The sequence below is a fragment of the Colwellia sp. C1TZA3 genome, from assembly GCF_007954265.1.
Classification (GTDB): Bacteria; Pseudomonadota; Gammaproteobacteria; order Enterobacterales; family Alteromonadaceae; genus Cognaticolwellia.
The window spans coordinates 16,671-33,526 of sequence record NZ_VOLS01000015.1 but is presented as its reverse complement, the minus strand read 5'-3'; the positions used below and the strand labels follow the sequence as shown (position 1 = coordinate 33,526).

Genomic DNA, 16,856 nt, shown 5'->3' with positions numbered 1-16,856 from the left:
CATCTATAATACGCGCGTTTTTTATGCTTAATTTCTTTAATTAATATAACCCGGTGAAATAGTCTATGTCGATGTTGATGAAAACCTTTCGTGGTGCGCCAGCACTTTCTGATTTTAGAGTAAACAAGCTATTAAATCAGTGTGCTGAGCTGCAACTGCCGGTCACGGATATCTATGCTGAATTTAACCACTTTGCTCATATTTCAGCCGCACTAAACGATGAAGAGTCTCAGGTTTTACAGCAATTGCTTAAGTATGGACCAACCATTGAAGAGCATGAGCCTGTTGGGCAATTTTTGCTAGTAACACCACGACCTGGCACTATTTCTCCTTGGTCATCAAAATCTACCGACATTGCCAACAACTGTGGTTTAACTCAAGTTATTCGCCTAGAGCGTGGTTTAGCTTATTATGTTAGCACCGAAAACGCAGCGCCATTAACACCCCAGCAGCAGTCGACATTAAATAATTTGATTCACGACCGCATGATGGAAGCAATTTTCACTGATCTTAATCACGCCGTTGCACTTTTTGCTAGTGCAGAGCCTGGCGAACTTACCTGCATTGATATTGAACACGGCGGTAAAAATGCTTTAGTTCAAGCTAATATTGAACTCGGTCTTGCCTTGGCTGATGACGAAGTTAATTATCTATTCGAGAACTTCACTAAATTGGGCCGTAATCCGCACGATATAGAATTATATATGTTTGCCCAAGCGAACTCTGAACATTGTCGTCATAAAATATTTAATGCCGACTGGACTATCGACGGTGTAAAACAAGCTAAATCATTATTCAAAATGATCCGCAATACTCATGAAATAAACCCTGATTTTGTCTTAAGTGCCTACAAAGATAACGCCGCGGTTATGGTGGGGAATAAAGGCGGTCGTTTCTTTCCAAACCCTGAAACGAATGTTTATGGTTATCACCATGAAGACATTCAAATATTAATGAAGGTTGAAACCCATAATCACCCTACGGCTATTTCTCCTTATCCTGGCGCAGCAACAGGCTCAGGTGGTGAGATTCGTGATGAAGGCGCAACCGGCATTGGCTCAAAACCTAAAGCTGGCTTAGTGGGATTTTCAGTTTCAAACTTACGTATACCCGGCTTTGAACAACCATGGGAAACCGACTTTGGTAAACCCAATCGTATTGTTTCAGCTTTAGATATTATGACCGAAGGGCCATTAGGCGGCGCAGCCTTTAACAACGAGTTTGGTCGCCCAGCTATTTTAGGCTATTTTCGTACCTACGAAGAACAAGTTAACTCATTCAACGGCAGCGAAGTACGTGGTTACCACAAGCCGATTATGCTGGCCGGTGGTTTAGGTAATATTCGTGATGAACACGTACAAAAGCGCGAAATTATCGTTGGCGCTAACTTAATTGCCCTTGGCGGCCCAGCAATGAACATTGGTTTAGGTGGCGGTGCCGCTTCTTCAATGGCTTCAGGTCAGTCGGCTGAAAGTTTAGATTTTGCTTCTGTGCAACGTGAAAATCCTGAGATGGAACGTCGTTGCCAAGAAGTTATTGATAAATGTTGGCAGCTAGGTGAACAAAACCCTATTGCTTTCATTCATGATGTCGGGGCTGGCGGTTTATCTAATGCCTTCCCTGAGTTAGTTGCTGATGGCGGTCGTGGTGGTGTTTTTGAACTGCGTAACGTACCTAATGACGAACGTAGCATGGCACCACATGAAATCTGGTGTAACGAATCTCAAGAACGTTATGTTATAGCCGTATCAGATAAAAACTTAGCCACATTTGAACAAATATGTCATCGTGAACGTGCGCCATTTTCTGTTGTCGGTCGTGCGACTGAAGAACTACATTTAACTGTGACTGATGCCCACTTTGCCGGTAATGATAAACTCGATACACCGATTGATTTACCTCTTGAAGTCTTATTAGGTAAAACTCCTAAGATTTTCAAAGACGTGGTAACAAAAACAGCTACTGGCGATAATTTTTCTGTCGCTAATATCAGCTTAGCTGATGCGGCAGAACGTATTTTATCACTACCTACGGTTGCAGAAAAAACTTTCCTCATTACCATTGGCGATCGCTCGGTAACCGGTATGGTTAATCGCGACCAAATGGTTGGCCCATGGCAAGTACCTGTGGCGGATTGTGGTGTTACCGCTTCAGCACTTGACTCTTACCACGGCGAAGCTATGTCATTAGGCGAGCGTACACCGGTAGCATTATTAAACTTTGGCGCATCAGCGCGTTTAGCGGTTGCTGAGTCATTAACCAATATTGCGGGTACAGATATCGGCGATTTAAACCGTATTAAGCTTTCAGCCAACTGGATGTCGCCAGCAGGCCATCCGGGTGAAGATGCCGGTTTATACGAGGCCGTTAAAGCCATTGGTGAAGAACTTTGTCCTGCGCTTGGCTTAACTATCCCAGTCGGTAAAGACTCGATGTCGATGAAAACCAAATGGGATGAAAACGGTGAACAGAAGTCTGTTACCTCGCCAATGTCATTAATTATCACCGCCTTTGGTGTTGTTGAAGATATTCGCAAAACCGTTACACCTGAACTACGTATAGATTTAGGCGAGACTCAACTTATTGCCATTGATTTATCAAAAGGTAAAAATCGCTTAGGGGGGTCATGTTTAGCGCAAGTTTATAAACAACTAGGCAATGAAACACCCGATGTTGATAGCCCTGAAACCTTAAAAGGTTTTTTTAATGCCATGCAAACGCTAGTACGCGATGAGAAACTGATGGCTTATCATGATATTTCTGATGGCGGATTATTCACCACTGTGGTTGAAATGGCTTTCGCTGGCCACACCGGTGTTGATATCGATTTAACTCAGTTAACATCAATATCAGGTAACGACGTTGATGTTTTATTTAATGAAGAGCTTGGCGCAGTGATTCAAATTCGCACCTGTGATTTTGACGCTATTCAGGCTGTTTTTGCTCAATACGGTATTGCAGATTGCTGTACCGATATTGGTCGTATTAATAACGAAGATACCCTTCGCTTTAGCCGTGATGGCGAAGTGGTCTTAGAAAATTCTCGCACTTATTACCGGACTACGTGGGCACAAACCACCTATAAAATGCAATCACTACGTGACAATCCAGAATGCGCTGAGCAAGAACATTTTGTTAAATTTGATACTGAAGATCCGGGCCTAAGTGCTGAATTAAGCTTTGATATTAATGAAGATATTGTGGCGCAATTAATCGCCAAAGATGCACAGCAAGGTACTAATCCACGCATTGCTATTTTACGTGAACAAGGCGTTAACTCGCATGTAGAGATGGCTGCGGCATTTGATCGTGCCGGTTTTATCGCTATTGATGTGCACATGTCAGACATTTTATCGGGTCGAACTGATTTAGCTGACTTTAATGGTTTAGTGGCTTGTGGTGGTTTCTCATACGGTGATGTATTAGGCGCTGGTGAAGGTTGGGCAAAATCAATATTGTTCAACAAAGCTGCTAAAGCTATGTTCAAAACATTCTTCGAACGTGAGAATACTTTTTCATTAGGTGTGTGTAACGGCTGTCAAATGTTGTCAAACCTAAAAGAAATCATTCCGGGTGCAGCCGCATGGCCACGCTTTGTACAAAACAAATCAGAACGCTTTGAAGCCCGCTTTAGTTTAGTTGAAATACAAGCAACCCGGTCTATCTTCTTTGATGGTATGGCTGGCTCGCGTATGCCAATCGCTGTTTCTCACGGTGAAGGTCGTGCAGAGTTTAGCTCTGACGATGCTATTGATAACGCAAATGAATCTGGCACAGTGGCACTGCGGTATGTTGATAACTATGGTCATATCACTGAAACCTACCCGGCTAACCCGAACGGTTCGCCTGATGGTATTACAGCGTTAACAACTACCGATGGCCGCGTGACAATTATGATGCCACACCCTGAACGTGTGTTTCGTACCGTAGCTAACTCATGGCACCCTGATGAATGGCAAGAAGACTCGCCTTGGGTACGTATGTTCCGCAACGCGCGTAAATTTATTGGTTAAGCAACCGGTAAAATTACTGTCGTCAAAAATATGTTCTAAAAAAGCGCCTTGTGGCGCTTTTTTTATGCCACAAAAATACTGAAGTGTATTATACCAGTTCCATTAAGTTTGTGATCTTGTTGTGCGCAGGAAAAATAACTCAAGGTAAGGCGCTCGATTGAGCAATAGCTGGCTATTGGGATTGAGAGCAACACAGCCTTGAGCTATTTTAATACCAATCAAATTAATTAATGGTGCAAATTTTAATGAGGGTAAATTTTCAAGAACAAGGCGCTTGATTGAGCAATAGCTGGCTATTGGGATTGAAAGCAACGATGTTATTGGATATTTAGACCATTTAAAAAGATCACTTAGTTAGTTTGATTGGTATAACTAGTACAAGTGAGCAATAACTTAATGAGATTGGTATTATACCAATCTCACTAATTATCTGATCATTGCACTTGGCTAAAACAACCCACTACCGCATTATTTATTTAATAATTAGTACAACGAGTTATTAAAATAAATGCCTTATATTGGGTCGTTTTTCTTGCATATAAAGTAGATCACTTAATTAATCAAATTGGCATTACACATATTGGCTTTAAAAATAAGTGCATCACAAGATAGCCCATCAACAACATACTCAGAAGAATGTCCTTTGAGTAGGTCAATTAAACCATGATGCTCTCCAGCACCAAGGGCGACAATGTCTGCATTATATTTTTTTGCTTCGTGTGGAATAACAAATTCAGGCAATCCTGATTCTACGTGAAGATGATCTTGCTCTACAGCATAGCGTGATGCTGAGTCTTGTATGTGACGCCAGTGTAGTTGTAATGGCTCATCAACACCTATAGCACCTTCAATAAATAAACGATCAGCTAATGAAATGCTTGGTTGTTCTTGATAACAGTTGATCAAATGAACATCGCTATTTAATAGTTTCGCCAAATATTGACTTTCGTCTATCATAAACTGGTTGAGTTTTTGGTGCTTTTCATTCGACTCTTCTGTTTCTAGCGCCACTAAGATATTTCCTCTGTCTGGCCATTGATTTTCACCAACGAGCAATATATTAGTATTTCCTTCTCGTAATAAGTAATGATTATCAGGCCAAGATAACCCCCAGCGAAAATGTGCTGAATGTATGTCTTTAATTAATAAGTCATAAGTATGATTAGTCATTTCAGCCAGTATATCTTTGTGAGAAAACAGCGCTGCACAATATTTTATATTGATATCTATTTCTAATTTTGCTGGTTTAAGTCCGTTTAACGTCGTTAAATTTGCAGTTTGTTGTTGATAAATCAGCTCAAGATGCTGCTCTATTTTTTTATCTTGTTTATTGGCAATAATAGTTAAACTTGCCTTAGCACTTTGCGCAAGCCTCAATGCTTTATGTAATACCGTTTGATTTAGGCCAATATCTTCAGCAATCACTAAAATATTTTTAAAGTTTTTCATGTTAAAACCTTATTTATCCCTGTGTAGTTTGCTCAATAATTTTAGTTCATTTAAATCGCTTCGTTGATAATTTTTATATTAGACACCCTTAGGATTTTTTAGATTTTACTTCGCCTGCAAACAATAAAAAATAAAAATAAAACGTTATAAGTCACTGAAATAAAATACTTTTAATAACTGAATATTTATCACAATATAAGTTTATAAACTTAACCTCTTTCATATATTATTTTTGAATATAAATTAACTTATATATTCCTATTTAGTTAATTATACTCAGTGATAAATAATCAACTTAACTTGTAAGATAACTTGCCTTTGAAAACAGCGACGCCTGTAAAGCCTCTCGATTTACAGAAAATGATGATTGCCATTTATATATGGCTGCGCATAGTGTTGAGCTATTGTGTGGTTGGTGCTGTTATTACAACGCTGGTGTCTGCCTTTATTCAAGCGGTAAATTTACCTATTATTAGCGTAATTATGACAATATCTCTTTGCATTGGCGTGTACAAAGCTGAAGTGACACGTCGTGATACTGGTCTCAATAGCTATTTCGTTAAGTTATCTAATCAAAAACATAGCGATTTTTAACGCACGACTCTCACCTTTTTAAAGTCTGTTCTTTATACTTTATTATCAAAGATATTATTCCTACAAAAATTTGCCTTATAACTAGCTTTATCGATAAGCTAGAAGAAAATAATAATAAGTGCAGCAAGTTTTATGAAAGCCCATAATACCAATCCCATTAAGTTATTACTCACTTGTACTAGTTAAAATAGCTCAAGGCTGTGTTGCTCTCAATCCCAATAGCCAGCTGTTGCTCAATCGAGCGCCTTACCTTGAGTTATTTTTCCTGCGCACAACAAGATCACAAACTTAATGGAACTGGTATAACTCATCGCCTTTAAGCGACTATATTGAATATACCCGTGAAGAAATGTTACAACGCTTGGCTGAATTTTATGAAAATATTAAACGCCGCCACAGTGTTCGCAGTTTTAGTGATCGCCCAGTGGCAAAAAGTATCATTGAAAACTGTATAAAAGCCGCTGGAACTGCGCCAAGTGGTGCTAATCATCAACCATGGCATTTTGTTGCCATCAACAATATTGATGTTAAAAGACAAATACGCCAGCAAGCTGAGATTCATGAAAGTAATTTCTATCAGGGCCGAGCAAGTCAAGAATGGTTAGACGCGTTAAAGCCTTTAGGTACAGATGCTAATAAGCCTTATTTAGAACACGCGCCTTGGCTGATTGCGGTTTTTAGTGAGAAAAAAGGCGGTATTGCTACAGAAGATAAAAACACCAATTATTATGTGCATGAGTCGGTGGGTATTGCCACCGGTTTTTTAATTAATGCCTTACACTCAAGCGGCCTAGTAAACTTAACCCACACCCCAAAGCCGATGTCATTTTTGAGTGAAATTTGTGGTCGTGATGGTAATAGCCGCCCTTATATGCTGCTAATTGCAGGTTACCCAAATAAAGACGCGACAATTCCTGATCACGCTACAACGAAAAAATCTCTTGAAGATATCGCGACATTTTTATAGCAAATAAAAAGCTAACACGCTGAGTAAAATTGTCTTAACTGGTTATATTACAAAATCTAAAGCGATATTAGTGCAACCTTTAGCACAAAATAAACCGGTGGTTTTTTTGTCTTCAGGTAAAATAATTCTGATAAGTGTTCCGCATTGCTTACATGCAATGTCTCGCCCCGCTAGCACTTTTTTTATCAAGGCTTTTTGATCATTAAATGACTTAGCGCTAACACTTTTTAGACGATCAAACTGCTGTTCATCCATAAAAAATCCTCAACCTTTAGGCTTGGCTAGTGTCAATGCAGTACCAGCCATCATACTGGCCAGAGAATGGTGTCGCACTACTCATTAGTAGCTCTTGATAAGCCGCTATATTTTCATAACTCGCCGACATAAAAGGATAAGCGGTAATTTCCCAAGGAAAATTGTCATCACCTTGATAAGGACAAAAAGATAATTTCTGATTATTTTCTAACAGTAACTGACCAAATTTTAGTGCTTGGTCTTGGCTTGAGAAAATGGTGGAAAATTCAAACTCACGTTCAACAGTTAAGTCATCACCACTAGTTAACATCTCCCAGAGTGCATTACCGACATTATCGAGTGGAAATAATTCTTCGTTACGTTGCATAGCTTGTTCTCCTATTAGTTTTGCTGTTGCGAGCATTTTATCTTTCTCTGGCGTTAAAAACCAAGGGCAATTGCACTTAATTAGACATATATATCCGCTTTTATGCTCAATATCAGCCTATAGGGATAATAAGTTGCTTTTTGCCATGCCATTTACCGAAAGAAATTTGTTAAACTAAGCATTAATCATTAATTGAGTAGATTTGTTTTGAAAAAATTTGAATGCCATATCAATATTGATCGCGCTATAAATATCGTACAAGCGCTGCAAATTCAATGTGACTTAACCGTCGGTGAAATAAAAAAAGCGATTGATAAAGGCGCATTATGGCATAGCCGTGGTAAAACGACACAACGCTGCCGTCGCCTAAAAAAAATCTTACATATCGGCGATAAACTGCATTTTTATTATGACGTAGAGGTTTTATCCCAAACACCAACACCTGCTATATTGGTCGCCGACTTTAGTGATTACAGTGTTTGGTATAAACCTTATGGCATGTTGTCTCAAGGCTCAAAGTGGAGTGACCATTGCACCATAACGCGCTGGGCACAAAAAAACTTGCTGCCTGAACGGCCAGTTTTTCCGGTGCATCGTCTTGACCGTGCGGCTACTGGCTTAATTGTAGTAGCTCACAGTAAAAGCGCAGCACGGGCATTAAGTATGATGTTTGAGCAAAACCAAGTAGAAAAAATCTATCACATTATTGTGCATGGCGATCACCAACAACGACCACAACCTGACACTATTAACTTGGCTATTGATGATAAAGCCGCTCGCAGTCATTTTCTTTGTCTTGAACATCACCAAACCAGCAATTTATCTTTACTGCAAGTCAACATTGAGTCTGGTCGCAAGCATCAAATACGTATTCATGCTGCCAGTATCGGCTTACCGGTAGTTGGCGACCGACTGCATGGCAAGGCTTCTAACGATCAAGTAAATCTGCAGCTTTGCGCTGTACAACTAAAGTTTACTTGTCCAATAAATAACACTGAGCAACACTTTTCTCTGCCGGTAGAACTTCACCCGCAATTAGCAAAATTAATAACCTAGCAGCGAATTCAAAAATTAAGATCTTTATAGCCTTAGAAATAAAAACAGCGAGCATAAGCTCACTGTTTTTATTCATTATTTTGATACTGTTAAGTCATCAATTTAACGTTTTTTGTTTTGAATTTTGCGTTTTTTAACAACAATATTGAAAGTCATCATCTGCCATTAACATCAGTTTATCACCAACAAGTTCATCTTTAGCCATATTGGCAAGTATGGCTAAACCCTGTTCACGCTGAGTTTTAGTTAATGCTTTATAAGGCATTCTAAAAACAGGTGCTACAGCACCTGTCATCATCAGTGCGGTATTAATGCCAATGGGGTTTGGTTCACAAAAAAGCCATTGCATTAACGGTTGCATACTTTGCTGTAAACTCTCGTTTGGCGCATCCATTAATTGCCTCATTAAGTTAGGAGCAATGTTGGAAGTTACCGAAATAACACCATGAGAGCCGTGCTGATGGCGTCCAGCGGCACTTTCATCATCATTACCTGACCAGCAAGCAATGCCTCGCTCTTCATAGTAGGCAATACGATCATTACCGGTACACTCTTTAACACCAATAAAGTTTTTATGTTGCGATAATGGTTCAATTAACTCAGGCGTTAAATCCTGGCCGGTACGGCTTGGCACGTTGTAAATAAAGGCAGGGCCAATATCAAGCAGTTTTTCAAAATGGGCTATTACGCCTTCAGATGAGCTGCGACCATAATAGGGATTAATTTGCAGTGTTGCATCCATACCGGCAGCAAAACCATATTGTGTTGCTTTAATCGCTTCTCGAGTGTTGTTACTACCGGTATTGCCAATAATAAGTAAATCTTTACCATGCTTGTGAACACTATGAGCGATAAGAATTAAATGTTCTTCCCAAGTAAGCAAGTGTCCTTCACCCGTGGTACCACCAACAACAATGCCATCAACACCCACTTTAACTTGTTCAGCGACCAATTGATCATAAGTATTAAAATCTATCTCGCCCTTGACATTAAATGGTGTTTTGATTGCCGTCATTAAACTGGCTGCTTTAAATTTTTTCATCCGAACTCTCAAAAAATGATTAATGGAAACTGGTAACAAGGAGACGATACTTGTGCTCTTGTCTAGTTTAACTTAGTCTAACTTAAGGCAATATTATCAATAACTCGGCGTAGGATAAACACTTCATTACTTAAGATGTGTTGATATTCAAAAATTTGGCTATTTAACGTCAGTACGCGGTAAGCATGATAATTGTCATCATGCTCTAAGTCAGCCGCATAATGCTCGTCATTGACAAATTCACTCTTACTGATGGTAAAGTGGATATCGCCGACTAATCCCCAATCACCTGACTCAACCGATTGCTCCGAAACCGTGCCATGATCGTCATGTTGCATAAAAGTAAATTCATAGCGGCCATCCGCTGAAATCTCTGCAAACTCGGTAAACATGTAGCCTTCGTCATCTCGTTCGCTGCGATACCATTTGCCAAACAAAAGTGTTCGATGGTAAGACTGTATTTTCTTGGTCATTTTATAAAAGTTCTTATTAATTTATGGCGATATACCCGTACCACGTTAAAGTGCAGGTTTAGATACCAAATTAAAAATTTACTGGTGTTTCAACAGTAGCGTATCTCAAATTTATTTTAGTACTCGTTAACTATTTTTATTTAAGCACTGATTTTATCAAGATTACCATATAATAAATGCTTTAACTTGTATCTTGGTGTTGATGTTGATGTTGATGTTGATGTTGATGATAAATGAAATAACAATAAGGTAAAAAAGTAACGCACTTAATAACCCTTGTACTTTTTTTGTCTCTATCAATGGCCCATTTTTTTATATTTATTATCATAGTCAAAATAATTCAGTGCTGTAACAAACAATAAAAAACCAGCTAAATTTACAGCGCAATTACCGCACTTTTTCGCTAATATGAAGTTCATATTACAATTGAATTTTGGCGCTATATGACTACTCAAGTAAATATACTTTTAACCGGTAACGAATTGATGAATGGCGATGTTATTGATACAAACTCAGTGATGTTTGCACAGCAGCTCAATGACATTGGCTTAACAATTAATAAAAAAGTAACCATTGCTGATGATCTAGCACTTCTGCGTGCAGAAATAGTTCAGCTTAGTCAAACAGCAGATGTGCTGCTTATTAATGGCGGCCTTGGCCCAACGATTGACGATCTTACATCGCAAGCGCTGGCACAAGCTTGCTGTGTTGACTTACATCTTGATCCACAAGCACATTCACACTTAAAAAAATGGGCCAAGCGCAGAAAAACTCAACTCAATCAACCTAATTTAAAACAAGCCTACTTACCGTTAGGTAGCGAAATTGTCGATAATACAACCGGCAGCGCTGTCGGTATTCGTATTCAATTAGGCCAGTGCCTCATTATTTGTACCCCTGGGGTGCCAAGTGAATTAAGCCACATGCTAAAAGATGAAATAATTCCTCGTTTACAGCAATTATTTCCAACAGCAAACAAACAAAGTCTCATCCGCTTGCAAACTTTTGGTATCGGTGAGTCAACATTACAAGCACTGGTTAATGACAAGCTCCCCGATTGGCCTAATGAAATAGCGATGGGTTTTCGCGCAGCAATGCCATTGCTTGAAGTAAAATTAACCGTTCAGTGCCCAAAAGGCAAAGAGTTATTAGCACAATGGCAGCATAAACTAAGTGATTTATTAGGTGATCATATTCTCACAACAGGTGAAAGTAGTCATGTAACCATCGCTGATTACCTTGTACCGTTACTGATTGAGTCACAACAAAAAATTACCGTTGCAGAATCTTGTACTGGTGGATTAATTGCTAGTCAAATAACCGCTATCGCTGGCGCTTCAGCCGTTTTCGAAGCAGGTTTTGTCACTTACTCCAATGCGATGAAGAGTAAAATGATTGATGTGCCCGCGGCAACTTTACTCAGCTATGGTGCTGTTAGTAAAGAAACAGTATTAGCTATGGCTAAAGGGGCTTTAGCAAAGTCGAATGCCGATTATGTCATCGCTGTTTCCGGCATAGCAGGGCCAGATGGTGGTACAAAAGATAAACCTGTTGGTTCGGTGTGGATAGCTTGGGGTAACCAACAAGCATTACAAGCAAAGTATTATTGTATTCCGGTCGCTAGAAAAAATTTTCAGGCGCTTGTCGCGGCTCGAAGTTTAGATTTAACTCGAAGAATGTTAATAAAAAGTAAAGATAAACCGCACTATGATCGTGTTAGTTAATTTTAAGGTGAAGTTGAGTTAAGCGAGCGGTTTTATATTGCTTAGTGATTCAAATATTTATATATTTAGAACTGTTAATTTTTACTATTATTGCTTTGACAAAAAGTTAAAGTACCAAGTCACTCATTATAAGGGAGAGTACTTTGAACGATAAAAACTTTAGAATCAGTGGCCGTAATACTATCATTCATAAAAACAGAAAAGTTGATCTACTGGTGGTTAATGGTGCTCATCCGTTAGTAATCGTGAGCCATTTGGGTATAGATTTATACAAAGGTGTCATACCCCAAAAGCGTGCTGAGGCAAAAAAAGCCTACCAAGAACTTATCGATGTGAGTAAACCTGAAGTATTTGGTGAAGAAAAAATCTTAGTATTTGTCCAGGCATTAGACAATAAAGAATATAAATTAGATTATTCAAAAATAGGCACAGGAAGTTTTATTAAAGTTCATCAAGTGAATTATATTTAGGGAATAATAAGCTTTATAAAATAATGGAGTTATAGGCTTGTGAGCAAGGTAAGTTTAGTAAGTAACGATAAAAATAACATCGATCTAGTACTGTCTCCTATAAAAACGCAGACACCACTGACCGAAGCTGATATTTATGAGCTAATTGAAAACTCTCAATACAGTCACCTGTATGTTGTTAAAGGCAATATTAAAAATGCCATTGCTGAACTCAAGAGTGTTTTAAAACCGCTACAAGAAAACCGTGCTGGCCGTGAAGTAAGATACCAAATACTTGAGCGGCGTGATGCTACGTTTCTGATTGAAATTGCTGACGACAATATGTCAGCTTCAGCGGCAGTTACAACCGCGCTTGGTGGCCAACACATGAGCGCAAAAGCGATATTTGATGCGGCTCAAGCCGCTAATGTTTGTAAAGGTTTTAGTAAAGAGCAATTAGTAAAACTTGCCAAACAAGCAGCTAAGGAGCCAGCAGGCTCAATGGTTAAGTGTGAAATAGCGCACGGAAAATTACCAACTGATGGTAATAATGCTTATATTAAACTCTTAGTAGAGAGTGCACAAGACAGAATATTAAAACCGAAAAATCGTGAAGATGGTAGTGTCGACATGCGCGATCTTGGCGATATTATCTGTGTAAAAATAGGTGATCCTCTCGCTCAAAAAATCCCATTAACTAACGGCATCCCAGGCTATACCGTCACCGGCAAAGTATTAGACTCCACACCCGGTACAGATATTGACATATACATTGGAGAAGGAACAACTTTAAGCCAAAAAAACAGCAGTGTTTTAGTTTCTACCTTAGTTGGCCTCCCTCGTATTATCGAAAATGGCATGGAGGTTGACAGTGTTTACCATCTTAAAAATGTTGATGTCAGTACTGGCCATGTTAAATTTAAAGGCAGTGTCATTATAGATGGTAACGTTGGTGAAGGTATGAAAGTTGTTACTACAGGCGACATTTCAATTGGTGGTTTTGTAGAATCAGCTATGCTTGATGCTGGTGGGGATATAACTATTGGCAAAGGTATTATTGGTAAAAAACAAGAGGTTGAAGCAGTTGATGTTTCTAAAATCACTTTAAGTGCGAATATTAAAGCCGGTGGTAAGGTTTTTGCAAAATACAGCCAATACGCTGACATCACTTGTGATTCATTACGCATTGAAAATCAAATAATGCATAACATCGTAAAAGTTAATAAAACGGTGTGGGTTGGCCGTGAAGATAAAGCCAATGGCAAACTTATTGCCGGCTATATTAGTGCAGGCAAATCAGTACATGCTGGTACAATAGGTGCAACAGCTGGCAGTATGACCATCATAACTTTTGCCGATAGAATGCATGATTGCTTAGCTAAAATGGTAGAGATTGATGAATCTGTAAAAACTGAGTCTGCTACTCTTTTAGAGTTAAAAAGCGCGGTAATTAAATTAAAAAATCTCCCCAAAGCTAAAGCAAAACCAGAGGTATTAAAAAAAGTAATCTCTACTTATCGTTATCATACGAAAAAAGTGGCGGCTGCTCTCTCTGAAAAAGAGTCATATAAAGAAAAATTGCAAGCATATATGACCAGTGGCTATGTTGAAGCAAACGAAAGAGTGTATCATGGCGTGCAAGTGATCATTGGTGAATATCACGATAAAACTCGCCGCGAATATGGCCCAAGTCGTTTCATTTACAAAGAACAGAAAGTTCATATAGAACCACTTGTTTCAGTATAATAATATCCGCTACAAAGCTGATAAAATATGGAGTTTTGCTATGAAATTCATGGCCCGCAGCTTATTAGTTACCTATTTGTGTATGAGCGCCGCAAACGCCCAACAATGTGATATTAATTTTAATTATGGTGTTATTATCGATCCTGCTCACCTGCGTATTGTCAGTCAAGGTCAGACTTACGTCCAAGTAAATGGCCAACATCAACTTTTTGTTTATGGCCGTGAAATCGCGCTTAACAAGGCACAAAAAAGTCAGTTGAGTGAGTATACCAGCGGCATTAGATCACAAGTGCCTGCGATAGTTTCAATCGCTATAGAGGGTGTTGATCTCGGACTAAAAGCGGTCAATAAAGTGATCAGCAGCTTAACTGGCGAAAACAGTGCCACACATCAACAATTCCAAGAAAAGTTTGATGAGATGAAATCGCGACTACGCACTCGCTTTAATCATAGTGATGAAAGCTACTATATTGCGCCACAAGATTTCGATGACTTTGATGAAATTTTTGCGGGTGAATTTAAAAAAGAAATCGAAACTATTGTCACCAATTCTGTCGGCAACATTTTACTCGCTGTTGGTGAAGCCATGACCCATAAAGAAAAACAAAGTACCGAACAACGGGTTGAAACTTTTGACCAACGCATTGAAACAATGGGCAATGACATAAAAATTGATATAAGTAACCAAGCCAATACCTTAGAAAATAAAGCGGCAATAATTTGTGCAAGCTTACTAAAACTTGATCAGATAGAAAACAAACTACAATTAGAAATACCCGCCTTAGCAAAATTCAATTTGATCGTAACCCATTAATCAACTGCATTCACAGCGTTCCTCACTAAGCTGTTGAAAATAAAGAGTCCTAGAGCAGTAATTCTGATTTTAGGCACCAGCTTATAGATATAAAAAAACCTGCAATTGCAGGTTTTTTTGTTCAGAAAGAACGATATGCCGTAATGACATTACTATAAACGAGCGGCAATATTATACCAAACAGATGACTGCAGCTATTTGGTATTAATTAAGCCCTTTTATATTACTACATATTAGGATAATTAGGGCCGCCGGTACCTTCTGGTGTTACCCAAGTAATATTTTGACTCGGATCTTTAATATCACAAGTTTTACAGTGCACACAGTTTTGCGAGTTAATAACAAATTTAGCGCCGTCTGTTGTGCTTTCAACTTCATATACTCCCGCAGGACAATAAAGTCGGGCGGGTTCACCGTATTTAACTAAGTTAACACCAATAGGAATACTACTATCCGCCAACTTCAAGTGACATGGCTGCTCTTCTGCATGATTAGTGTTTGATAAAAATACTGATGAAAGTTTATCAAAACTCAATTTATTATCAGGTTTAGGATAATTAATCACCGGCACATCTGCGGCTAATTTTAATTGCTCATGATCTAAGCTGTCATCTTTAAAGTTAAATGGTAATTTACCGCCGAAAAAGTTTTGGTCAACGGTGTTATAAGCACCACCTAAAAACGTACCAAATTTGTGCATAGCAGGGCCAAAATTACGCGTCTTATATAATTCGTCATATAACCACGAGTTTTGATACTTATCTGTAAAACTAGTTAGGTCTTTACCCCCTTCATCGCCTGTTAATAAAGCATCAAAAATAGACTCAGCCGCCAACATGCCAGACTTCATCGCGGTATGATTACCTTTAATTTTAGCAAAGTTAATCGTACCGGCGTCACAACCCACTAATACAGCACCTGGCATAGTCATTTTAGGTAGTGAATTAAAACCACCTTTAGCCATTGCTCTTGCGCCATACGACACACGTTTGCCACCTTCAAGGTATTGGGCAATTTTAGGATGATGCTTGTAACGTTGAAACTCATCAAACGGACTTAAATGCGGATTGCTGTAACTTAAATCAACAATTAAACCGACAAAGACTTGGTTATTTTCTGCATGATATAAATAACCACCACCGGTAGTGTCTTTCTCAAGCGGCCAACCAGCAGAGTGTACCACTAAACCTTCTTGATGCTTTTCAGGAGCAATGTCCCAAATTTCTTTAAAGCCTAAACCGTAATGTTGTGGTGACTTATCAGCATCTAAGCCAAATTTAGCGATAAGTTCTTTACCTAAATGGCCACGACAGCCTTCAGCAAATACAGTATATTTTGCTTTTAGTTCCATACCCGGCATAAACGAATCTTTGGGCTTGCCTTCCGCGTCTAACCCCATATCACCGGTAGTAACACCGCCAACACTGCCATCGTCATTATAAATAATACTATGAGCAGGGAAGCCTGGGAAAATTTCTACGCCCAACTCTTCAGCCTGTTCGGCTAACCAACGACAAACATTGCCCATACTAACAATGTAATTACCGTCATTGTGCATAGTTTTAGGCACACTAAAACTAGGTAATTTAACAGCGCTATTTTCGCCATTAAACAAATAAATATCATCGCCAGTAACAACGGTATTTAAAGGTGCACCCTTTTCTTTCCAATCAGGAAATAATTCATTTAATGCTCGTGGTTCAAAAACTGCACCAGAAAGAATATGAGCACCCACTTCAGAGCCTTTTTCAACTACACAGACCATGAGTTCTTGTTCTTTTTCTTGTGCTAATTTCATTAGTTGACAAGCAGTCGACAGGCCTGCAGGACCCGCTCCAACAATTACAACGTCAAACTCCATTGATTCGCGTTCCATAACATCTCCCATCACTTAATTATTTATATGA

The 16,856-nt window shown here is 39.0% G+C and carries 14 protein-coding genes; 8 read left to right on the top strand and 6 right to left on the bottom strand.

Going from position 1 to position 16,856, the window contains the following annotated elements; genetic code table 11:
• Positions 1-77 precede the first annotated feature (77 nt).
• Positions 78-4,013, top strand: coding sequence for a phosphoribosylformylglycinamidine synthase (gene purL / locus ESZ39_RS06620; protein ID WP_146879156.1), 3,936 nt, complete (start codon positions 78-80; stop codon positions 4,011-4,013).
• A gap of 552 nt (positions 4,014-4,565) precedes the next feature.
• Here the strand turns inward: purL and ESZ39_RS06610 are convergent.
• Entirely contained in the window at positions 4,566-5,462 is an 897-nt protein-coding gene (locus ESZ39_RS06610) for a universal stress protein (RefSeq protein ID WP_146879124.1), read from the bottom strand.
• Positions 5,463-5,780: 318 nt separating this feature from the next.
• Between ESZ39_RS06610 and ESZ39_RS06605 the strand changes: the two genes are divergently transcribed.
• Both ESZ39_RS06605 and ESZ39_RS06600 read left to right on the top strand, forming a co-directional pair.
• Positions 5,781-6,056 carry a hypothetical protein gene (locus ESZ39_RS06605; RefSeq protein WP_146879123.1) on the top strand — a complete coding sequence of 92 codons (276 nt, stop codon included), beginning with the start codon at positions 5,781-5,783 and terminating at the stop codon, positions 6,054-6,056.
• Positions 6,057-6,405: 349 nt separating this feature from the next.
• Positions 6,406-7,023 (top strand): nitroreductase family protein, encoded by a 618-nt coding sequence (locus tag ESZ39_RS06600; RefSeq protein WP_146879122.1) that lies wholly within the window; start codon positions 6,406-6,408, stop codon positions 7,021-7,023.
• Positions 7,024-7,065: 42 nt separating this feature from the next.
• Here ESZ39_RS06600 and ESZ39_RS06595 read toward each other — a convergent pair whose 3' ends face one another.
• Together ESZ39_RS06595 and ESZ39_RS06590 are read right to left on the bottom strand one after the other, a co-directional pair.
• Positions 7,066-7,278: a hypothetical protein gene (locus tag ESZ39_RS06595; RefSeq protein ID WP_146879121.1), complete on the bottom strand. Its 213-nt coding sequence runs from the start codon at positions 7,276-7,278 to the stop codon at positions 7,066-7,068.
• Between the two features lie 16 nt (positions 7,279-7,294).
• Positions 7,295-7,645, bottom strand: a complete 351-nt coding sequence (locus tag ESZ39_RS06590) for a ribonuclease E inhibitor RraB (RefSeq protein ID WP_146879120.1) — start codon at positions 7,643-7,645, stop codon at positions 7,295-7,297.
• 207 nt (positions 7,646-7,852) lie between these two features.
• Here ESZ39_RS06590 and ESZ39_RS06585 point away from each other — a divergent pair, with 207 nt between their 5' ends.
• Positions 7,853-8,701 (top strand): RluA family pseudouridine synthase, encoded by an 849-nt coding sequence (locus ESZ39_RS06585; RefSeq protein ID WP_146879119.1) that lies wholly within the window; start codon positions 7,853-7,855, stop codon positions 8,699-8,701.
• A gap of 133 nt (positions 8,702-8,834) precedes the next feature.
• Here ESZ39_RS06585 and dapA read toward each other — a convergent pair whose 3' ends face one another.
• Together dapA and ESZ39_RS06575 are read right to left on the bottom strand one after the other, a co-directional pair.
• Positions 8,835-9,743, bottom strand: coding sequence for a 4-hydroxy-tetrahydrodipicolinate synthase (dapA, locus tag ESZ39_RS06580; RefSeq protein WP_411266860.1), 909 nt, complete (start codon positions 9,741-9,743; stop codon positions 8,835-8,837).
• Positions 9,744-9,820: 77 nt separating this feature from the next.
• Complete coding sequence (locus ESZ39_RS06575; protein ID WP_146879118.1) at positions 9,821-10,216, bottom strand: hypothetical protein; 396 nt, start codon at positions 10,214-10,216, stop codon at positions 9,821-9,823.
• Between the two features lie 443 nt (positions 10,217-10,659).
• On the opposite strand from ESZ39_RS06575, the gene ESZ39_RS06570 reads away from it, so the two are divergent.
• The 4 genes from ESZ39_RS06570 to ESZ39_RS06555 all read left to right on the top strand — a co-directional run bounded on the left by ESZ39_RS06570 (position 10,660) and on the right by ESZ39_RS06555 (position 14,949).
• Complete coding sequence (locus ESZ39_RS06570) at positions 10,660-11,940, top strand: CinA family nicotinamide mononucleotide deamidase-related protein (RefSeq protein WP_146879117.1); 1,281 nt, start codon at positions 10,660-10,662, stop codon at positions 11,938-11,940.
• A 143-nt stretch (positions 11,941-12,083) separates the two neighbouring features.
• The gene (locus ESZ39_RS06565) at positions 12,084-12,410 is read left to right on the top strand and encodes a hypothetical protein (protein WP_146879116.1); all 327 of its coding nucleotides are present in this window, start codon (positions 12,084-12,086) and stop codon (positions 12,408-12,410) included.
• A 39-nt stretch (positions 12,411-12,449) separates the two neighbouring features.
• Positions 12,450-14,135 carry a DUF342 domain-containing protein gene (locus tag ESZ39_RS06560; RefSeq protein WP_146879115.1) on the top strand — a complete coding sequence of 562 codons (1,686 nt, stop codon included), beginning with the start codon at positions 12,450-12,452 and terminating at the stop codon, positions 14,133-14,135.
• A 40-nt stretch (positions 14,136-14,175) separates the two neighbouring features.
• Positions 14,176-14,949, top strand: coding sequence for a DUF2884 family protein (locus ESZ39_RS06555; RefSeq protein ID WP_146879114.1), 774 nt, complete (start codon positions 14,176-14,178; stop codon positions 14,947-14,949).
• A 226-nt stretch (positions 14,950-15,175) separates the two neighbouring features.
• Here the strand turns inward: ESZ39_RS06555 and ESZ39_RS06550 are convergent, their stop codons facing one another.
• On the bottom strand, positions 15,176-16,825 hold the full coding sequence (locus ESZ39_RS06550; RefSeq protein WP_146879113.1) for an electron transfer flavoprotein-ubiquinone oxidoreductase: 1,650 nt from the start codon (positions 16,823-16,825) through the stop codon (positions 15,176-15,178).
• Positions 16,826-16,856 lie beyond the last annotated feature (31 nt).